Genomic DNA, 18,614 nt, shown 5'->3' with positions numbered 1-18,614 from the left:
GCCAATTTCCCAGCCCAGAGGTAGTAAAGCTGTGGATTTTACTCGAGGTACGAATACATGGTAGCTGCGTTAGCTAGACCAGGACGAGAGCTTGCTAAGCGCTTGTTGTTGATCGAAATTAGCGTGGTTACGTTAGTGGCAGCAGGATTGGCGATTGCTGTAAATACTGAATGGGGAGTTTCAGCGCTAATTGGTGGTAGCATTTTTGTTATTGCTAATGCTGTATTTGCCTTGTGTGCTTTTCTCTTTGTAGGAGCTCGAGCTGCCAAAATGGTAGCGGCGCTGTTCTACACGGGAGAAGCGCTTAAGATCCTCATCACAGTGGCACTCTTTTCTGTTGCTTACATGTATATGCAGGTGGAACTCGTTCCCCTGAAACTAACCTATTTGCTGGTACTTGGGATTAACATCTTTGCGCCAGCGCTATTCATTAACAACAAAAAATAGGATGAGTTATGGCTGCGCCAGGTGAAGCGCTAACAGCTTCCGGTTACATCACTCACCACCTTACTCACCTTTCAACTTACAAGTTGGGGTTAGTGGCGGAAGAGACGAGTTTCTGGAACATACACATCGATAGCCTGTTGTTTTCTTGGATCACTGGTTTAATGTTCTTAGGAGTGTTTTACAAAGTAGCTAGGAAGTCGACAGTAGGTGTGCCGGGTAAGCTACAATGTTTTGTTGAAATGATCGTAGAATTTGTCGCAGAAAACGTCAAAGATACGTTCCATGGACGCAACCCATTGATTGCCCCGCTCGCACTGACTATCTTTTGTTGGGTATTTATAATGAACTTGATGGACCTTGTGCCTATCGATTTCTTACCTTACCCAGCAGAGCATTGGCTAGGTATTCCTTATCTTAAGATAGTACCGTCTGCTGATGCCAATATCACCATGGGAATGGCAATAGGCGTATTCGCTCTGATGATTTTCTACAGCATCAAAGTGAAAGGTCTAGGTGGTTTCGCCAAAGAACTTGCCTTACATCCATTTAATCACTGGACCATGATCCCGTTTAACCTACTGATTGAAGTGGTATCGCTACTTGCGAAGCCTCTATCACTTGGTATGCGTCTATTCGGTAACATGTTCGCTGGTGAGGTTGTATTCATTCTTTGTGCGGCAATGCTACCATGGTTCCTTCAATGGATGGGTTCACTTCCGTGGGCGATTTTCCATATTCTGGTAATCACGATTCAGGCCTTCGTGTTTATGATGCTAACGATTGTTTATATGTCAATGGCACACGAAGACAGCGATCACTAATTTTTTAAACTCTTATTAGTCAAAAGTATATTTGGAGATAGTAATGGAAACTGTATTGAGCTTTTCAGCAATCGCAGTAGCAATCATCGTTGGTCTATGTGCAGTAGGTACTGCAATCGGCTTCGCAGTTCTAGGCGGTAAGTTCCTAGAAGGTGCTGCACGTCAACCAGAAATGGCGCCTATGCTACAAGTTAAGATGTTCATCATCGCGGGTCTACTGGATGCGGTTCCAATGATCGGTATCGTAATCGCTCTACTATTTACTTTCGCAAACCCATTCGTTGGTCAACTAGCTGGTTAATCTTTGCTTTTCATAGACAAACACCGGTTTGTCATTGATTAACACTAAGTCCAATAAAGAGGGGTAGCTGTTGTGAATATGAACGCAACTCTGCTAGGTCAAGCAATCTCGTTCGCCATGTTTGTATGGTTCTGCATGAAATATGTATGGCCGCCAATCATGAACGCTATCGAAGAACGTCAGAAGAAAATCGCTGACGGCCTTCAAGCGGCGGAACGAGCTGAGAAAGACTTGAATCTGGCTCAAGCTAATGCTTCTTCTCAAATGAAAGAAGCAAAGCGCACAGCAACTGAGATCATCGAGCAAGCAAACAAACGTAAAGCTCAAATTTTAGACGAAGCCCGTGAGGAAGCTCAATCTGAGCGTCAGAAAATCCTTACTCAAGCTGAAGCTGAAATTGAAGCGGAACGCAACCGTGCGCGTGATGATCTGCGCAAACAAGTTGCAACTCTGGCTTTAGCTGGTGCTGAGAAAATCCTTGAGCGTTCTATCGATAAAGAAGCGCACAAAGATCTTCTCGACAACATTACTGCAAAACTTTAAGTCTGGGGGCGCACATGGCTGATATGACTACTATCGCACGCCCCTATGCTAAAGCAGCATTTGACTTTGCTGTTGAAAGAAATCAACTCGACCAATGGGGTCAGATGTTGTCTTTCGCAGCGGAAGTTGCCAATAACGAACAAATTCATGAGCTGCTAACCAGCTCAATGTCTGCCGATAAAATGGCAGAACTGTTTGTTTCGATATGTGGCGAGCAAGTTGATGAGTTTGGTCAGAACCTAATTAAGGTGATGGCTGAGAATGGCCGATTACAGGCCCTTCCTGATGTATGTGCTGAGTTCTTGCTGCTTAAGCAAGAGCACGAGAAAGAAATCACCGTTGAAGTGACTTCAGCAACTGAACTTTCTGACCAGCAAAAAGCAGACATCAGCAGCAAACTTGAAGCGCGTCTTGAACGCAAAGTCCAGCTGAATTGCAGCGTAGATGAGGCCCTACTTGGTGGGGTTATTATTAGAGCCGGAGACTTAGTCATCGATAACTCAGCACGTGGCCGTTTAAGCCGCCTGAGCGATGCATTGCAGTCTTAATGGGGATTGGAGCATGCAACTTAATTCCACGGAAATTAGCGATCTAATCAAACAACGTATCGAATCTTTCGAAGTTGTCAGTGAAGCTCGCAATGAAGGTACTATCGTATCGGTAAGCGATGGTATCATTCGCATTCACGGCCTAGCGGACGTGATGCAAGGTGAAATGATTGAATTACCGGGTGGCCGTTATGCACTAGCACTTAACCTTGAGCGTGACTCGGTTGGTGCGGTTGTAATGGGCCCATATGCTGACCTTAAGGAAGGCATGAAAGTTACAGGTACTGGTCGTATTCTTGAAGTACCAGTTGGTCCTGAGCTACTAGGTCGCGTAGTAAACACACTAGGTGAACCTATCGATGGTAAAGGCCCAATCGAAGCGAAACTGTCTTCGCCTGTAGAAGTGATTGCACCAGGTGTAATCGACCGTAAGTCGGTTGATCAACCTGTTCAAACTGGTTACAAATCTGTTGACTCAATGATCCCAATCGGTCGTGGTCAGCGTGAGCTTGTGATCGGTGACCGTCAGACTGGTAAAACAGCAATGGCGATCGATGCAATCATCAACCAGAAAAACTCTGGTATTTTCTCAATCTACGTAGCTATCGGTCAGAAAGCATCGACTATCGCTAACGTAGTTCGCAAACTAGAAGAGCACGGCGCGCTAGCAAACACTATCGTTGTTGTTGCATCTGCTTCTGAATCTGCAGCGCTACAATACCTAGCGCCATACGCAGGTTGTGCGATGGGTGAATACTTCCGCGATCGCGGTGAAGATGCACTGATTGTTTACGATGATCTCTCTAAACAAGCGGTCGCTTACCGTCAGATCTCTCTACTACTAAAACGCCCACCAGGCCGTGAAGCATTCCCGGGTGACGTTTTCTACCTCCACTCACGTCTACTAGAGCGCGCAGCTCGTGTAAGCGAAGAGTACGTAGAAAAGTTCACTAACGGTGAAGTGAAAGGTAAGACAGGTTCTCTAACTGCACTACCTATCATCGAAACTCAAGCTGGTGACGTTTCAGCATTCGTACCGACAAACGTAATCTCGATTACCGACGGTCAGATCTTCCTACAGACTGAACTATTCAACGCGGGTGTTCGCCCAGCCGTTGACCCTGGTATCTCAGTATCTCGTGTTGGTGGTTCTGCACAGACGAAAATCATCAAGAAGCTATCGGGCGGTATCCGTACTGCACTAGCTCAGTACCGTGAACTAGCGGCTTTCGCACAGTTCTCGTCTGACCTTGATGAAGCGACAAAGAAACAGCTAGACCACGGTCAAAAAGTAACAGAACTGATGAAGCAGAAGCAGTACGCTCCAATGTCTGTATTTGACCAAGCGCTAGTAATCTTTGCGGCAGAGCGCGGCTACTTAGCAGATGTTGAACTAAGCAAACTGCTAGATTTCGAAGCGGCTCTACTATCGTTCGCTCGCGGTCAATACGCTGAATTTGCAGCTGAGATCGACAAGACGGGTGCATACAACGATGAAGTTGAAGCACAGCTTAAGAAGCTGACTGACGACTTCGTAGCAACCCAAACTTGGTAATAGGTCGGTGGCAGTAATGCCACCAACTAATGGAGAGTAACGATGGCCGGCGCAAAAGAGATACGTAATAAAATCGGTAGTGTTAAAAGCACTCAGAAGATTACGAAAGCGATGGAAATGGTAGCAGCTTCAAAAATGCGTCGTTCTCAAGATGCAATGGAAGCTTCTCGTCCTTACGCTGAAACAATACGTAAAGTGATCGGTCACGTAGCTAACGCAAGTCTAGAGTATCGTCATCCATACCTAGAAGAGCGTGAAGCTAAGCGTGTTGGTTATATCATCGTTTCGACAGACCGTGGCCTATGTGGCGGCTTGAACATCAACGTGTTCAAAAAAGCAGTCACAGACATGCAAAGCTGGAAACAGAAAGGCGCTGAGGTTGAACTGGCATTGATCGGTTCAAAAGCAACGGCTTTCTTCAACAACAGCGGTGCAAAAGTGGCGGCGCAGGTATCAGGTCTAGGGGATAACCCAAGCCTTGAAGACCTCATCGGTTCTGTAAGCGTTATGCTGAAGAAATATGATGAAGGCGAATTGGATCGCCTGTACGTAGTGTTCAACAAGTTTGTCAACACTATGGTGCAAGAACCAACGATCGATCAATTACTACCTTTGCCTAAATCGAACAGTGAAGAGATGCAGCGTGAGCATTCATGGGACTACATCTACGAACCAGAGCCTAAAGCTCTACTCGACACACTATTAGTGCGTTACATAGAGTCTCAGGTTTATCAGGGTGTGGTCGAGAACCTTGCGTGTGAGCAAGCGGCTCGAATGATTGCTATGAAAGCGGCAACAGACAATGCCAGCAACTTGATTGATGATTTAGAACTTGTGTACAACAAAGCCCGTCAGGCAGCGATTACACAAGAACTATCTGAAATCGTTTCAGGTGCGGCAGCGGTTTAAGCTTAGGTTAAACGAAATAGTTTAGAGGATTAACGATGGCTACAGGTAAGATCGTACAGATCATCGGTGCAGTAGTCGACGTAGAGTTCCCACAAAGCGAAGTACCAAGTGTATATGATGCTTTGAACGTAACGGAATCAAAAGAGCGTCTAGTTCTTGAGGTTCAACAACAGCTAGGCGGTGGCGTAGTTCGTTGTATCGTAATGGGTAGCTCTGATGGTTTACGTCGTGGAGTAGAAGTAGTAAATACAGGCGCTCCAATTTCAGTACCAGTAGGTACTAAGACCCTAGGTCGTATCATGAACGTTCTAGGTGACGCAATTGACGAGTGTGGTGAGATCGGCGCGGAAGAGACTTACTCTATCCACCGTGAAGCACCAAGCTACGAAGAGCAATCAAACGAGATCGCTCTACTAGAGACTGGCGTTAAAGTAATCGACCTAGTTTGTCCATTCGCTAAGGGTGGTAAAATCGGTCTATTCGGTGGTGCAGGTGTAGGTAAGACCGTTAACATGATGGAACTTATCAACAACATCGCACTTCAGCACTCTGGTCTATCAGTATTTGCTGGTGTTGGTGAGCGTACTCGTGAAGGTAACGATTTCTACTTTGAGATGCAGGAAGCGGGCGTTGTAAACGTTGAGAAACCTGAAGAATCAAAAGTAGCGATGGTTTACGGTCAGATGAACGAGCCACCAGGTAACCGTCTACGTGTTGCATTGACTGGTCTAACAATGGCAGAGCGCTTCCGTGACGAAGGTCGTGACGTTCTTCTGTTTGTTGATAACATCTACCGTTACACACTTGCAGGTACAGAGGTATCAGCACTGCTAGGTCGTATGCCTTCAGCGGTAGGTTACCAGCCAACTCTTGCTGAAGAGATGGGTGTACTTCAAGAGCGTATCACGTCAACCAAAACGGGTTCTATCACGTCTGTACAGGCGGTATACGTACCTGCGGATGACTTGACTGACCCGTCTCCAGCAACCACGTTTGCGCACTTGGATGCAACGGTTGTACTTAACCGTAACATCGCAGCTATGGGTCTATACCCAGCGATTGACCCACTAGATTCAACATCTCGTATGCTTGATCCCCTAGTGGTTGGTCAAGAGCACTACGACATTGCTCGTGGCGTTCAGCAGACACTTCAGCGCTACAAAGAGCTGAAAGACATCATCGCGATTCTAGGTATGGACGAGCTTTCTGAAGAAGATAAGCAAGTAGTATCTCGTGCACGTAAGATTGAGCGTTTCCTTACTCAGCCTTACCACGTAGCGGAAGTATTTACTGGCGACCCAGGCGTTTACGTACCTCTTAAAGAGACTCTACGTGGCTTCAAAGGTCTACTAGCTGGTGATTACGATGACATTCCAGAGCAAGCCTTCATGTACTGTGGTGCAATTGAAGATGCTATCGAGAATGCGAAGAAGCTATAAGGCTAACTAGGAGGCGATATGGCAGCAATAACCTTTCACCTAGACGTAGTAAGCGCAGAGAAGAAAATCTTCTCTGGTCGTGTTGAGACGTTTCAGGTGACCGGTAGCGAAGGTGAGCTTGGTATTTTCCATGGTCACACACCGCTGCTAACCGCTATCACGCCTGGTATGGTGCGACTTGTTAAGCAGCACGGCCACGAGGAATTCATTTATGTTTCTGGTGGTATGGTAGAGGTTCAACCAGGTACAGCGACTGTACTGGCTGATACGGCTATCCGTGGTGATGAACTGGACGCAGCTAAGGCAGAAGAAGCTAAACGTCGTGCTCAAGAAGCAATTCAAAACCAGCACGGCGATATGGACTTCGCTCAAGCGGCTAGTGAACTGGCTAAAGCCATTGCTCAGCTACGAGTTATCGAGCTGACAAAACAGCGTCGTTAAATACAACGTTGTGACAAGTGATAAAGGCGGTCGAAAGACCGCCTTTTTGCTTATTTTTTAAAGGAAATTTTTGCCAATCAATTAACTAATCCCTGATTAGTGTCTAGAATACCCCTCAGTTTTAAAATACGTTTCAATAGGTTGATTATGAAGTTTAGTGCGGTGATTCTCGCAGCGGGTAAAGGCACTCGCATGTACTCGAACAAACCCAAGGTGCTCCACACGTTAGCAGGGAAGCCCATGGTGAAGCATGTGATTGATAGCTGTAATAGCTTGGGCGCACAAAACATTCATTTAGTCTATGGTCACGGCGGTGATCAAATGCAAGCTGAGTTGGCCAATGAACCGGTCAACTGGATATTGCAAGCTGATCAGCTCGGCACCGGTCATGCAGTTGATCAAGCGTCGCCTCAGTTTGAGGATGACGAAAAGATCTTAGTGCTTTACGGTGATGTACCGTTAATCTCGGAAGAGACGATCGAAGGCCTGCTTGATGCGCAGCCTAATGGCGGTATCGCATTACTGACAGTGGTGCTTGATAACCCGATGGGATACGGCCGTATAGTGCGTCGTAATGGTCCGGTTGTTGCGATCGTCGAGCAAAAAGATGCCACAGATGAGCAGAAGCTGATTAAAGAGATTAATACCGGGGTGATGGTGGCCACTGGGGGTGATCTTAAGCGTTGGTTATCTGGGCTAAATAACAATAACGCTCAGGGTGAGTACTACTTAACTGACGTTATCGCAGCGGCGCACGATGAAGGGCGTGCTGTTGAAGCGGTTCACCCTGTTAACCCGATAGAAGTCGAAGGGGTGAATGACCGCGCCCAGCTCGCTCGCTTAGAGCGTGCTTTCCAGTCGATGCAGGCGAAAAAGCTACTTGAGCAAGGCGTGATGCTACGCGATCCAGCTCGCTTTGATCTCCGTGGTGAATTGCAATGCGGTATGGACTGTGAAATCGACGCCAACGTCATTATCGAAGGTAACGTATCGCTGGGCGACAACGTCGTGATTGGTACCGGATGTGTGCTGAAAGATTGCGAGATCGACGACAATACGATTATTCGCCCTTACAGTGTGATTGAAGGGGCTACCGTCGGTGAAGAGTGTACCGTAGGCCCATTTACTCGTCTGCGCCCTGGTGCTGAGATGCGTAGCGACTCTCACGTCGGCAACTTCGTCGAAGTCAAAAATGCCCGCATTGGCGAAGGATCGAAAGCGAACCATTTAACCTACCTGGGTGATGCTGAAATTGGTCAACGTACCAATATCGGCGCAGGAACCATCACGTGTAACTACGATGGTGCCAATAAGTTTAAGACCATCATTGGTGATGACGTGTTTGTTGGTTCTGACAGCCAGTTAGTCGCGCCTGTGACTATTGCGGACGGTGCCACGATTGGCGCTGGGACGACCTTAACCAAAGATGTCGCACAAGGTGAGTTAGTCATCACTCGCGCCAAAGAGCGCAAAATTACCGGTTGGCAACGCCCGGTCAAACAAAAGTAAGTCTCCACTGTTTTTTTAACCAAAATAAGCCAAAGCCGCTCATCATCAGCGGCTTTGTTGTCTCTAGTGTTGTGCAAGAGAGCGTTTAGTGACTCGGGATCGCGATACGTTTCTCTAGCCAGCGAACCGCTTGCGAGACCAAAAGGATCAGCACCAAATACTCTAAGACCAGAAACGTGTAGATTTCTAATGGTAAGTACTCATTGACCACCAATTCATTTGCTCGCCTCGTTAAGTCACTTAAACCAATCACGCTGACTAGTGAGCTCATCTTGAGGATATAGACGAATTGATTGCCTAGAGGCGGCAGGATTTGTCGAAATGCTTGAGGGAGTATCACTAAGCGCATCTTTTGCCAGTAGTTCAATCCCAAAGATTCGGCGGCTTCATGTTGTCCACGGGTTATGGCTTGAATCCCCCCTCTGAACACCTCAGCCATAAAAGCACTTTCTGCCAAGGTCAACGCGATCACGCCAGCCCAGAAATGGTTCAGTGTGATATCCAGTAAGGTAGGCATCCCGTAGTAAACCCACAGTAACAAGACCAGCACTGGGATGGATCGAACCGACTCGACATAGATACGGTTGAACATTCGTACCCAAGCATGGGTCGACAGTGCGGGTAAAGCCACAACTAATCCCAGCAGCATAGCAAATAACATGCTGAGCAGTGACACTTGAATGGTGTCACTAAAACCGGCGACCAAGAACGCCATATTGGTTCGTCCTTGTTCCGTGGTCGGGTCCAACACATACCAGCCCCACTGATAGTCACTGCATCCAGTTATTGATAATACTGACACAAGCAATAGGTAACGAAATATCACATTAATCCTTGTATTGACTAAAAAATCCTCTCTGTTGCTGCTATGTTATCAATGAAGTGGCATAAACATAATAACTTTAGGGAAGATAAAATGGTGAAGTTTATTCTAGTGCTTGGACTGTGCTTGTTGTCAGTGGGGCAAGTCGCGGCAGAAACCAGTCGACTACAACAGATATTAGATAAAGGGGTCTTGAGAGTCGGTACCACAGGGGATTGGAATCCAATGACGATGAAAGATCCTGCCACCAACAGCTACAAAGGTTTTGATATTGATGTAACAAAAGAGCTGGCGAAAGATCTTGGGGTCGAAGTTGAATTCGTGGCAACGGATTGGAAGACCTTGGTCAACGGGATTACCGCCAACAAGTACGATATCACCGGCAGTGCTTCACTGAATATGTCACGCGCGAAAGTTGCGGGTTATAGCCAACCGTATTTCTATCTTGCGTTTGTGCCTGTGGTGCAAAAGAAAGATTTAGCCAAGTTCTCTGATTGGAGTGATTTCGATAAGGCGCAAGTGAAAGTCGCTGCGACCTTAGGCACGGTTCAAGAGAAGATGGTCAAAGAGTTTTTCCCATCGGCGCAACACATTGTCATTGAAGCGCCTGCTCGTGATTTCCAAGAATTGCTGGCTCGCCGCGCAGATGTCTCAGTTACCTCAAACGTCGAAGCGGCCACGCTGGTGGAAAAGTTCAAGCAGTTGGCGATTGTGCCAGTCAAACAACCGCGTAAACCGACGCCAATCGCCATGCTATTGCCACAAGACGATCAGGTGTGGATTAACTATTTGAACCATTGGGTTGAACTGAAAAAAACACAAGGTTTCTTTAAAGCGACCGCTGAAAAGTGGGGGTTAAAGAGTTTGTAACCACTTACCAATAAAAAACGCCAGCCGGTGAGGCTGGCGTTTTGCTTTCTTATATCTAGAGCCCTACGGACGCTCAAATACAGTGGCAATGCCTTGACCCAGACCAATACACATGGTGGCCAGCCCATATTTGGCTTCTTTGGCTTCCATTAAGTTAATCAAGGTGGTCGAGATTCTCGAGCCAGAACAACCCAGCGGGTGACCAAGTGCAATGGCACCACCGTTAAGGTTGACCTTCTCATCCATCACTTCAAGTAGACCTAAATCCTTGGCACACGGTAAGGATTGTGCGGCAAAGGCTTCATTTAGCTCCACCACATCCATATCTTCAATCGAAAGCCCTGCACGTTTTAGTGCTTTCTGAGTCGCAGGAACCGGACCGTAACCCATAATCGAAGGATCGCAGCCCGCAATCGCCATTCCTTTGATGCGTGCGCGAATGGTTAAGCCTAACTCATTGGCTTTCTCTTCACTCATGATGAGCATCGCTGACGCGCCATCCGATAGCGCAGAGGACGTACCTGCGGTTACGGTGCCGTTGGCAGGGTCAAATACTGGGCGCAGTTGAGACAACCCTTCTACTGTTGTTTCAGGGCGAATGACTTCATCGTGGTCTAAGGTAAACAGAGTGCCGTCAGCGGCATGACCTTCTGTTGGTAAGATTTCGTTTTTAAAACGCCCTTCTACAGTCGCGGCGTGTGCGCGAGCGTGAGAACGCGCGGCAAACTCATCTTGTTGTTCACGGCTGATACCATGAAGCTTGCCCAGCATTTCTGCTGTTAAACCCATCATGCCTGCCGCTTTCGCCACATGTTTTGACATACCAGGATGGAAGTCGACGCCGTGGTTCATTGGCACATGGCCCATATGTTCCACACCGCCAATTAAACAGATCTCGGCATCGCCGGTCATGATGGCGCGAGTACCGTCATGTAGCGCTTGCATCGACGAACCACATAAGCGGTTAACGGTGACTGCCCCAATTTCTATCGGTAGTCCAGCCAGTAGCGCGGCATTACGCGCCACGTTAAAGCCTTGCTCTAGTGTTTGCTGCACACAGCCCCAATAGATATCTTCAATCTCACTTGGGTTCACTTGTGGGTTGCGAGCCAAAATACCTTTCATTAGGTGCGCTGACAGATCTTCGGCGCGAGTATGACGAAAAGCTCCACCTTTAGAGCGACCCATAGGGGTACGTAGACAATCAACTACGACAACGTTTCTATTATTAGCCATTTTAGAATCTCTCCTTAGATTGAACCTTGCTGTTGAGTGCCGTAGAAGGTTTCACCCTTAGCTGCCATATCAATAAGTAACTGTGGAGCTTGGTACATCGCACCTAGATCTTGGTACTTGCTGGTCATTGCCACAAATTCAGCAATACCGATACTGTCTAGATAACGGAACACGCCACCACGGAATGGAGGGAAACCGAGACCATATACCAGCGCCATATCCGCTTCTTGCGGTGTCGCAATGATCTTCTCTTGCAGACAAAGTACCACTTCGTTCACCATCGGAATCATCATTCGTTCAATGATGGTCTGGTCATCGAAGGCTTGCTTGTCTGCGCACACTTCAGCAAGCAGCGGAATAATGTCGTCCGCGAAGGTTTTCTTTGGCTTGCCGCGTTTGTCGACACTGTAGCTGTAGAAGCCACTGCCGTTTTTCTGGCCGTACTTGTTGGCATCGAACAGGGCGTCAATCGCATCGCGCTCTTGTTTACCCATACGCTCAGGGAAGCCTTGTGCCATCACTTCTTGTGCGTGGTGAGCGGTATCAATCCCCACCACGTCAAGCAGGTAAGCTGGCCCCATCGGCCAACCAAATTGACGCTCCATTACTTTGTCGATTTGGGTAAAGTCTGCGCCATCTCGCAGCAGCTTGCTAAAGCCACCAAAGTAAGGGAACAGGACTCGGTTGACAAAGAACCCAGGGCAGTCGTTGACCACGATAGGTGATTTACCCATTTTCGCAGCATAAGCGACCACACGGTTGATGGTTTCGTCTGAGGTGTGTTCACCGCGAATGATTTCGACTAGCGGCATACGATGCACAGGGTTAAAGAAGTGCATACCACAGAAATTTTCTGGGCGCTTGAGCGACTTGGCAAGCAGGTTGATTGGAATCGTTGAGGTGTTTGAAGTGATCACCGTCTCTTCATTCACGTGAGACTCCACCTCGCTGAGAACGGCGGCTTTAACTTTCGGGTTTTCTACCACGGCTTCAACGATAACATCCGAGTTTTCAATACCCGAGTAATGTAGGCTTGGTGTGATGGACGCCAAAATACCAGCCATCTTGAATCCGTCGATGCGACCTTGGGTGAGGCGCTTGTTGAGTAGTTTCGACGCTTCGTTCATGCCCAAATCGAGAGAGGCCTGAGCGATATCTTTCATCAGCACAGGCACTCCTTTTAGTGCCGACTGGTAGGCAATCCCGCCGCCCATGATACCTGCACCGAGTACAGCGGCACGTTCAGTGCTCTTACTCGCCGACTTAGCCGCCTTTTTAGCGATGCCTTTGATGTATTGATCATTTAGGAATAGACCCACCAACGCTTTGGCTTCTTCGGACTTGGCCAACTTAACAAAGTGTTTGCGCTCAATATCCAGTGCTTCATCGCGAGCAAAGCGTGCGCCTTCTTCGATAGTGATTACCGCAGTCATCGGTGCTGGGTAGTGTGGGCCCGCTTTTTGTGCCACCAATCCTTTGGCCATGGTAAAACTCATCATCGACTCAAGCTTACTGAGTGACAAAGGCGCGGTCTTTTGATGACGGCGCGCTTTCCAATCTAGCTGCTCATTAACTGCTTGCTTTAGAGTGGTTAAGGCCGACTGATATAAAGCGTCGCTTTCTACTACCGCATCAAGCAGACCTATTTTCAGTGCTTCATCAGCGCGACAGGCTTTGCCTTGAGTAATAATTTCCATCGCACTATCAGCGCCAAGTACACGCGGAAGGCGAACACAGCCACCAAACCCTGGCATGATACCGAGTTTGGTTTCTGGAAGGCCGATGCTGGTGGTTTTATCACCAATACGTATGTCGGTAGCAAGTACGCACTCACATCCGCCACCTAGGGTATGCCCTTTCAGTGCAGATACGGTCGGGATCGGTAAGTCTTCGAGCTTATTGAAAATGCTGTTGGCGAAACGCAACCACTGGTCGAGCTCTTGCTCTGGCTTGGCAAACAGGCCAAGAAACTCAGTAATGTCTGCGCCAACGATAAAGGCGTCTTTATCAGAGGTGAGTAATAGTCCTTTCAGTGAACCTTGTGCTTTGATCGCATCCAGTGCTTTATCAAGAGACTCTAACGTTGAGAGGTCGAGCTTGTTCACAGAAGCGGGCGCGCAAAAACTCAGTTCTGCGATACCGTCTTGTAATTCCTTTACCTGTAGGGTTTCGGCTTGGTAAATCATTGTCTATCTCCGTGACATACAATCTTAGATTGTGTGTATAGCGCGCTGCTGGGCACGAATAACGTCGCAAAGCGCTATCAAGGAAAGTGGTTATATTTATATTCTGGTTAGACCAGTTGTTTTAGTCTGGACCTGCTCTAGGTTAAATTCAATACATTTTTTAAACAAGTGTTTAACATTGTGCGCTTGGACAGATCTTGCGCGACGAGCAAATCAGACTCATGCTACACTGCCCGCATTACTATCAACGCTATAACCTCATGAACGTTCAGCCGTACCTCATTCCTGCACAGCCCACTCAATTCGAAGAAGAAATCAAGAAAAGTGTGTTCATTACTTATCTTGCTCATACCCCAGGAATCGAGGCAGCAAAAGCGTTCGTAGAGCAGATTAAGACGCGTCATGCTGATGCCCGGCATAACTGTTGGGGATTTGTAGCCGGTCGCCCTCAAGACTCAATGCAATGGGGATTCAGTGATGACGGCGAGCCGTCTGGAACGGCAGGTAAACCGATCTTAGCTCAGCTTTCTGGTAGTAATGTGGGTGAGATCACCGCTGTGGTGACTCGCTATTCTGGCGGAATTAAGCTCGGTACCGGAGGCCTAGTAAAAGCCTACGGGGGAGGAGTGCAGCAAGCGCTCAAGTCGCTTCAAACTATTGAGAAAAAAATAACCACAAAACTACTTCTAGAGTTAGACTATGGGTTTATGCCAATCTTACACGCTCTGTTAACACAGTTTTCTGCTGAGCAAGTCAGTGCAGATTACAGTGATCAGGTTAAGCTAGTGGTAGAGATTGAATTGCGTCAAGTGAGTGATTTTACCCAGACCATAGTGAATAAAAGCGGTGCCAAGGTAACTGTTACCGTATTGGATAAACCATAAGATAATCAGGAAGTCGGAAGCAACGCTTCATAATTCAGTCTATTCATGCAATTTCGATCAATTATTCGTATCGTTGGGCTACTACTGGCCCTTTTTAGTGTCTCTATGCTAGCCCCTGCGTTGGTCGCTTTGATCTATCGAGATGGTGCTGGTGTCCCTTTTGTGACGACGTTTTTTGTGCTGCTATTTTGCGGCACATTGTGCTGGTTTCCCAATCGCCACCATCGACACGAGCTTAAAGCGCGTGATGGCTTTTTGATTGTTGTTTTGTTCTGGACGGTTATTGGTAGTGCAGGCTCTCTGCCCTTTTTGATTGCTGACAACCCGAATGTGTCAGTGACGGATGCGTTCTTCGAGTCCTTTTCGGCGCTCACCACAACGGGGGCTACCGTCATAGTTGGTCTTGACGACTTACCCAAAGCCATACTCTTCTATCGTCAGTTTTTGCAATGGTTTGGTGGTATGGGAATAATCGTACTTGCGGTTGCTATTCTGCCAGTGTTAGGGATTGGTGGAATGCAGTTGTATCGCGCTGAGATACCTGGTCCTGTCAAAGACTCAAAGATGACCCCTCGTATCGCCGAAACGGCCAAAGCTCTGTGGTATATCTACCTAAGCTTAACTATCGCCTGTGCGGTAGCGTTTTGGCTTGCTGGCATGACCCCTTTTGATGCTATCGGCCATAGTTTCTCTACCATTGCCATTGGCGGCTTTTCGACTCACGACGCCAGTATGGGGTATTTTGATAGTTACGCCATCAACCTTATTACCGTTGTTTTCCTATTGATCTCCGCTTGTAATTACTCATTGCACTTTGCGGCGTTTGCCTCAGGCGGTGTGCATCCGAAGTATTATTGGCGAGATCCTGAATTTCGCGCCTTCTTCTTTATTCAGGCTTTGTTATTTGTGGTGTGTTTTCTCATTCTTCTGAACCATCATTCTTATCAATCGGTTTATGATGCGTTTGACCAAGCTCTGTTCCAGACTGTCTCAATATCTACAACGGCAGGATTTACCACCACAGGATTCTCCGAGTGGCCGCTGTTTTTGCCCGTTTTGTTGTTGTTCTCTTCTTTTATTGGTGGCTGTGCGGGCTCCACCGGTGGTGGTATGAAGGTCATACGCATATTGCTATTGACCCTACAAGGTGTGCGTGAAATGAAACGTTTAGTTCACCCTCGCGCAGTGTACACAATTAAAGTGGGAGGGAGTGCACTCTCGCAACGAGTGGTTGATGCGGTATGGGGATTCTTCTCTGCGTATGCCTTAGTGTTTGTGGTGTGTATGTTGGGATTAATCGCAACGGGCATGGACGAGCTCAGCGCCTTTTCCGCGGTTGCAGCCACCTTGAATAACTTGGGGCCGGGTCTAGGAGAAGTTGCGCTGCACTTTGGTGATGTTAACGACAAAGCGAAATGGGTATTGATTGTGTCTATGCTGTTTGGACGCTTAGAAATCTTTACCTTACTGATACTACTTACGCCGACGTTTTGGCGTAGTTAAGGAGAATCTGTGACTAAAGCTCTCTTCCTCTATTCAACACGAGAAGGTCAAACCAAAAAAATCTTCCATCATATTGCTAAACAGATGGATCACCTCGACTGTGAGTGGCTTGATTTACATAAGATAGACGACGAGGTCGACTTTAGTCAGTATGAGAGAGTGTTGGTGGGCGCTTCCATTCGCTATGGACACTTAAATAAGAAGCTCTATCGGTTTATTGAGCGTAACTTATCTGGGCTACAAACCAGCAAAGCCGCCTTCTTTTGCGTGAATTTGACCGCTCGAAAAGAAGACCAAGGAAAGGATACTCCAGAAGGAAGTGCTTACATTAAAACTTTTCTTAAAAGGTCACCTTGGCAGCCTGAACTGATCGGTGTGTTCGCAGGAGCCCTCTATTATCCAAGATACAATTGGTTTGATAAGACCATGATTAAATTCATAATGAGTATGACTGGGGGTGAGACAGATACCAGTAAAGAAGTCGAGTACACCAACTGGGAAAAGGTTACTCTATTTGCCGAGAAGTTTAAGAATATGTAAAGAAGACGTCTCTTTATGGCCACCTTAGGGTGTTTTTTAAGCGAACAGTAAAAAACTGCGATAAATGTTAAAAAAGGGGTTGCCAACTAAACTGCGATCTCTATAATGCCCCCTCGCTGACACGGCAAGGCTTCAAAACAGGCTTAGCCCGCTCAGCAAGGCCAAATTAGCCAAGCAAAATGCTTGATAAAAAGTTTGAAAAAAGTGGTTGACACTAAACTTTAACTCGCTAAAATGGCGGTCCACTTGAGCAAAGCTCAAATGGAAAGCTCTTTAACAATATAAACCTATCAATCTGTGTGGGCACTCGTTGATGATAATCCAAATAGTTTCTTCGGAAACAATTTAGGTTTCAATGAACTGAGTGACCAATCGATAATTTATTATCGGCACAGTCAATTCAAGTCTTCTAGGAACTAGCTTCTAGTCACTAGAAACTTATCAGTATTCATTGAGCCAAACAAAACTTTAAATTGAAGAGTTTGATCATGGCTCAGATTGAACGCTGGCGGCAGGCCTAACACATGCAAGTCGAGCGGAAACGAGTTAACTGAACCTTCGGGGAACGTTAACGGCGTCGAGCGGCGGACGGGTGAGTAATGCCTGGGAAATTGCCCTGATGTGGGGGATAACCATTGGAAACGATGGCTAATACCGCATAATAGCTTCGGCTCAAAGAGGGGGACCTTCGGGCCTCTCGCGTCAGGATATGCCCAGGTGGGATTAGCTAGTTGGTGAGGTAAGGGCTCACCAAGGCGACGATCCCTAGCTGGTCTGAGAGGATGATCAGCCACACTGGAACTGAGACACGGTCCAGACTCCTACGGGAGGCAGCAGTGGGGAATATTGCACAATGGGCGCAAGCCTGATGCAGCCATGCCGCGTGTATGAAGAAGGCCTTCGGGTTGTAAAGTACTTTCAGCAGTGAGGAAGGGGTGTGCGTTAATAGCGTACATCTTTGACGTTAGCTGCAGAAGAAGCACCGGCTAACTCCGTGCCAGCAGCCGCGGTAATACGGAGGGTGCGAGCGTTAATCGGAATTACTGGGCGTAAAGCGCATGCAGGTGGTTTGTTAAGTCAGATGTGAAAGCCCGGGGCTCAACCTCGGAATTGCATTTGAAACTGGCAGACTAGAGTACTGTAGAGGGGGGTAGAATTTCAGGTGTAGCGGTGAAATGCGTAGAGATCTGAAGGAATACCGGTGGCGAAGGCGGCCCCCTGGACAGATACTGACACTCAGATGCGAAAGCGTGGGGAGCAAACAGGATTAGATACCCTGGTAGTCCACGCCGTAAACGATGTCTACTTGGAGGTTGTGGCCTTGAGCCGTGGCTTTCGGAGCTAACGCGTTAAGTAGACCGCCTGGGGAGTACGGTCGCAAGATTAAAACTCAAATGAATTGACGGGGGCCCGCACAAGCGGTGGAGCATGTGGTTTAATTCGATGCAACGCGAAGAACCTTACCTACTCTTGACATCCTCAGAAGCTTGTAGAGATACGAGTGTGCCTTCGGGAACTGAGAGACAGGTGCTGCATGGCTGTCGTCAGCTCGTGTTGTGAAATGTTGGGTTAAGTCCCGCAACGAGCGCAACCCTTATCCTTGTTTGCCAGCACTTCGGGTGGGAACTCCAGGGAGACTGCCGGTGATAAACCGGAGGAAGGTGGGGACGACGTCAAGTCATCATGGCCCTTACGAGTAGGGCTACACACGTGCTACAATGGCGCATACAGAGGGCGGCCAACTTGCGAGAGTGAGCGAATCCCAAAAAGTGCGTCGTAGTCCGGATCGGAGTCTGCAACTCGACTCCGTGAAGTCGGAATCGCTAGTAATCGTGGATCAGAATGCCACGGTGAATACGTTCCCGGGCCTTGTACACACCGCCCGTCACACCATGGGAGTGGGCTGCAAAAGAAGTGGGTAGTTTAACCTTCGGGAGGACGCTCACCACTTTGTGGTTCATGACTGGGGTGAAGTCGTAACAAGGTAGCCCTAGGGGAACCTGGGGCTGGATCACCTCCTTATACGATACGGATAGTTTGCTTCTGCTTTTTAAAGCGG

17 protein-coding genes and 1 rRNA gene are annotated in these 18,614 nt (G+C 47.7%); 15 read left to right on the top strand and 3 right to left on the bottom strand.

Annotated features, from left to right (window positions below; translation table 11 throughout):
* Positions 1 to 57 precede the first annotated feature (57 nt).
* The 10 genes from MTO69_RS13560 (at position 58) to glmU (ending at position 8,513) form a co-directional block, all read left to right on the top strand.
* Entirely contained in the window at positions 58 to 447 is a 390-nt protein-coding gene (locus MTO69_RS13560) for a F0F1 ATP synthase subunit I (protein ID WP_248329971.1), read from the top strand.
* 8 nt (positions 448 to 455) lie between these two features.
* Positions 456 to 1,268, top strand: coding sequence for a F0F1 ATP synthase subunit A (gene atpB, locus MTO69_RS13555; protein WP_248329969.1), 813 nt, complete (start codon positions 456 to 458; stop codon positions 1,266 to 1,268).
* Positions 1,269 to 1,311: 43 nt separating this feature from the next.
* Positions 1,312 to 1,569, top strand: coding sequence for a F0F1 ATP synthase subunit C (gene atpE, locus MTO69_RS13550; RefSeq protein ID WP_000450922.1), 258 nt, complete (start codon positions 1,312 to 1,314; stop codon positions 1,567 to 1,569).
* Positions 1,570 to 1,641: 72 nt separating this feature from the next.
* Positions 1,642 to 2,112 (top strand): F0F1 ATP synthase subunit B, encoded by a 471-nt coding sequence (gene atpF / locus MTO69_RS13545; RefSeq protein ID WP_248329967.1) that lies wholly within the window; start codon positions 1,642 to 1,644, stop codon positions 2,110 to 2,112.
* A gap of 14 nt (positions 2,113 to 2,126) precedes the next feature.
* Positions 2,127 to 2,660: a F0F1 ATP synthase subunit delta gene (gene atpH / locus MTO69_RS13540; RefSeq protein ID WP_248329965.1), complete on the top strand. Its 534-nt coding sequence runs from the start codon at positions 2,127 to 2,129 to the stop codon at positions 2,658 to 2,660.
* Positions 2,661 to 2,673: 13 nt separating this feature from the next.
* The gene (gene atpA / locus MTO69_RS13535; RefSeq protein WP_005476202.1) at positions 2,674 to 4,215 is read left to right on the top strand and encodes a F0F1 ATP synthase subunit alpha; all 1,542 of its coding nucleotides are present in this window, start codon (positions 2,674 to 2,676) and stop codon (positions 4,213 to 4,215) included.
* A gap of 42 nt (positions 4,216 to 4,257) precedes the next feature.
* On the top strand, positions 4,258 to 5,124 hold the full coding sequence (atpG, locus tag MTO69_RS13530; protein WP_248329963.1) for a F0F1 ATP synthase subunit gamma: 867 nt from the start codon (positions 4,258 to 4,260) through the stop codon (positions 5,122 to 5,124).
* Positions 5,125 to 5,159: 35 nt separating this feature from the next.
* Entirely contained in the window at positions 5,160 to 6,563 is a 1,404-nt protein-coding gene (atpD, locus tag MTO69_RS13525) for a F0F1 ATP synthase subunit beta (RefSeq protein WP_248329961.1), read from the top strand.
* Positions 6,564 to 6,581: 18 nt separating this feature from the next.
* Positions 6,582 to 7,004 (top strand): F0F1 ATP synthase subunit epsilon, encoded by a 423-nt coding sequence (locus MTO69_RS13520; RefSeq protein ID WP_176287008.1) that lies wholly within the window; start codon positions 6,582 to 6,584, stop codon positions 7,002 to 7,004.
* A gap of 147 nt (positions 7,005 to 7,151) precedes the next feature.
* Positions 7,152 to 8,513 (top strand): bifunctional UDP-N-acetylglucosamine diphosphorylase/glucosamine-1-phosphate N-acetyltransferase GlmU, encoded by a 1,362-nt coding sequence (gene glmU / locus MTO69_RS13515; protein ID WP_248329959.1) that lies wholly within the window; start codon positions 7,152 to 7,154, stop codon positions 8,511 to 8,513.
* A gap of 85 nt (positions 8,514 to 8,598) precedes the next feature.
* Here the strand turns inward: glmU and MTO69_RS13510 are convergent, their stop codons facing one another.
* The gene (locus tag MTO69_RS13510; protein WP_248329957.1) at positions 8,599 to 9,339 is read right to left on the bottom strand and encodes an amino acid ABC transporter permease; all 741 of its coding nucleotides are present in this window, start codon (positions 9,337 to 9,339) and stop codon (positions 8,599 to 8,601) included.
* Positions 9,340 to 9,429: 90 nt separating this feature from the next.
* Between MTO69_RS13510 and MTO69_RS13505 the strand changes: the two genes are divergently transcribed.
* The gene (locus MTO69_RS13505; RefSeq protein WP_248329955.1) at positions 9,430 to 10,206 is read left to right on the top strand and encodes a transporter substrate-binding domain-containing protein; all 777 of its coding nucleotides are present in this window, start codon (positions 9,430 to 9,432) and stop codon (positions 10,204 to 10,206) included.
* Between the two features lie 63 nt (positions 10,207 to 10,269).
* Here MTO69_RS13505 and fadA read toward each other — a convergent pair whose 3' ends face one another.
* Complete coding sequence (gene fadA, locus MTO69_RS13500) at positions 10,270 to 11,442, bottom strand: acetyl-CoA C-acyltransferase FadA (RefSeq protein WP_248329953.1); 1,173 nt, start codon at positions 11,440 to 11,442, stop codon at positions 10,270 to 10,272.
* A gap of 14 nt (positions 11,443 to 11,456) precedes the next feature.
* On the bottom strand, positions 11,457 to 13,628 hold the full coding sequence (fadB, locus tag MTO69_RS13495) for a fatty acid oxidation complex subunit alpha FadB (RefSeq protein WP_248329951.1): 2,172 nt from the start codon (positions 13,626 to 13,628) through the stop codon (positions 11,457 to 11,459).
* A gap of 260 nt (positions 13,629 to 13,888) precedes the next feature.
* Between fadB and MTO69_RS13490 the strand changes: the two genes are divergently transcribed.
* The 4 genes from MTO69_RS13490 to MTO69_RS13475 all read left to right on the top strand — a co-directional run bounded on the left by MTO69_RS13490 (position 13,889) and on the right by MTO69_RS13475 (position 18,577).
* Positions 13,889 to 14,512, top strand: a complete 624-nt coding sequence (locus MTO69_RS13490) for a YigZ family protein (RefSeq protein WP_248334480.1) — start codon at positions 13,889 to 13,891, stop codon at positions 14,510 to 14,512.
* Positions 14,513 to 14,557: 45 nt separating this feature from the next.
* Positions 14,558 to 16,015 (top strand): TrkH family potassium uptake protein, encoded by a 1,458-nt coding sequence (locus tag MTO69_RS13485; RefSeq protein WP_248329949.1) that lies wholly within the window; start codon positions 14,558 to 14,560, stop codon positions 16,013 to 16,015.
* Between the two features lie 9 nt (positions 16,016 to 16,024).
* Complete coding sequence (gene hemG, locus MTO69_RS13480) at positions 16,025 to 16,555, top strand: menaquinone-dependent protoporphyrinogen IX dehydrogenase (protein ID WP_248329947.1); 531 nt, start codon at positions 16,025 to 16,027, stop codon at positions 16,553 to 16,555.
* A 470-nt stretch (positions 16,556 to 17,025) separates the two neighbouring features.
* Positions 17,026 to 18,577 (top strand): 16S ribosomal RNA (locus MTO69_RS13475).
* Positions 18,578 to 18,614 lie beyond the last annotated feature (37 nt).

The organism is Vibrio sinaloensis (assembly GCF_023195835.1).
In the GTDB taxonomy this organism is placed as follows: Bacteria; Pseudomonadota; Gammaproteobacteria; order Enterobacterales; family Vibrionaceae; genus Vibrio; species Vibrio sinaloensis_C.
This window is presented reverse-complemented; position numbering and strand designations above follow the sequence as displayed.

Coding starts and splice junctions, on each gene's coding strand:
- MTO69_RS13560 (WP_248329971.1), top strand. CDS start 58: ATGGTAGCTGCGTTAGCTAGACCAGGACGAGAGCTTGCTAAGCGCTTG.
- atpB (WP_248329969.1), top strand. CDS start 456: ATGGCTGCGCCAGGTGAAGCGCTAACAGCTTCCGGTTACATCACTCAC.
- atpE (WP_000450922.1), top strand. CDS start 1,312: ATGGAAACTGTATTGAGCTTTTCAGCAATCGCAGTAGCAATCATCGTT.
- atpH (WP_248329965.1), top strand. CDS start 2,127: ATGGCTGATATGACTACTATCGCACGCCCCTATGCTAAAGCAGCATTT.
- atpA (WP_005476202.1), top strand. CDS start 2,674: ATGCAACTTAATTCCACGGAAATTAGCGATCTAATCAAACAACGTATC.
- atpG (WP_248329963.1), top strand. CDS start 4,258: ATGGCCGGCGCAAAAGAGATACGTAATAAAATCGGTAGTGTTAAAAGC.
- atpD (WP_248329961.1), top strand. CDS start 5,160: ATGGCTACAGGTAAGATCGTACAGATCATCGGTGCAGTAGTCGACGTA.
- MTO69_RS13520 (WP_176287008.1), top strand. CDS start 6,582: ATGGCAGCAATAACCTTTCACCTAGACGTAGTAAGCGCAGAGAAGAAA.
- glmU (WP_248329959.1), top strand. CDS start 7,152: ATGAAGTTTAGTGCGGTGATTCTCGCAGCGGGTAAAGGCACTCGCATG.
- MTO69_RS13505 (WP_248329955.1), top strand. CDS start 9,430: ATGGTGAAGTTTATTCTAGTGCTTGGACTGTGCTTGTTGTCAGTGGGG.
- fadA (WP_248329953.1), bottom strand. CDS start 11,442: ATGGCTAATAATAGAAACGTTGTCGTAGTTGATTGTCTACGTACCCCT.
- fadB (WP_248329951.1), bottom strand. CDS start 13,628: ATGATTTACCAAGCCGAAACCCTACAGGTAAAGGAATTACAAGACGGT.
- MTO69_RS13490 (WP_248334480.1), top strand. CDS start 13,889: ATGAACGTTCAGCCGTACCTCATTCCTGCACAGCCCACTCAATTCGAA.
- MTO69_RS13485 (WP_248329949.1), top strand. CDS start 14,558: ATGCAATTTCGATCAATTATTCGTATCGTTGGGCTACTACTGGCCCTT.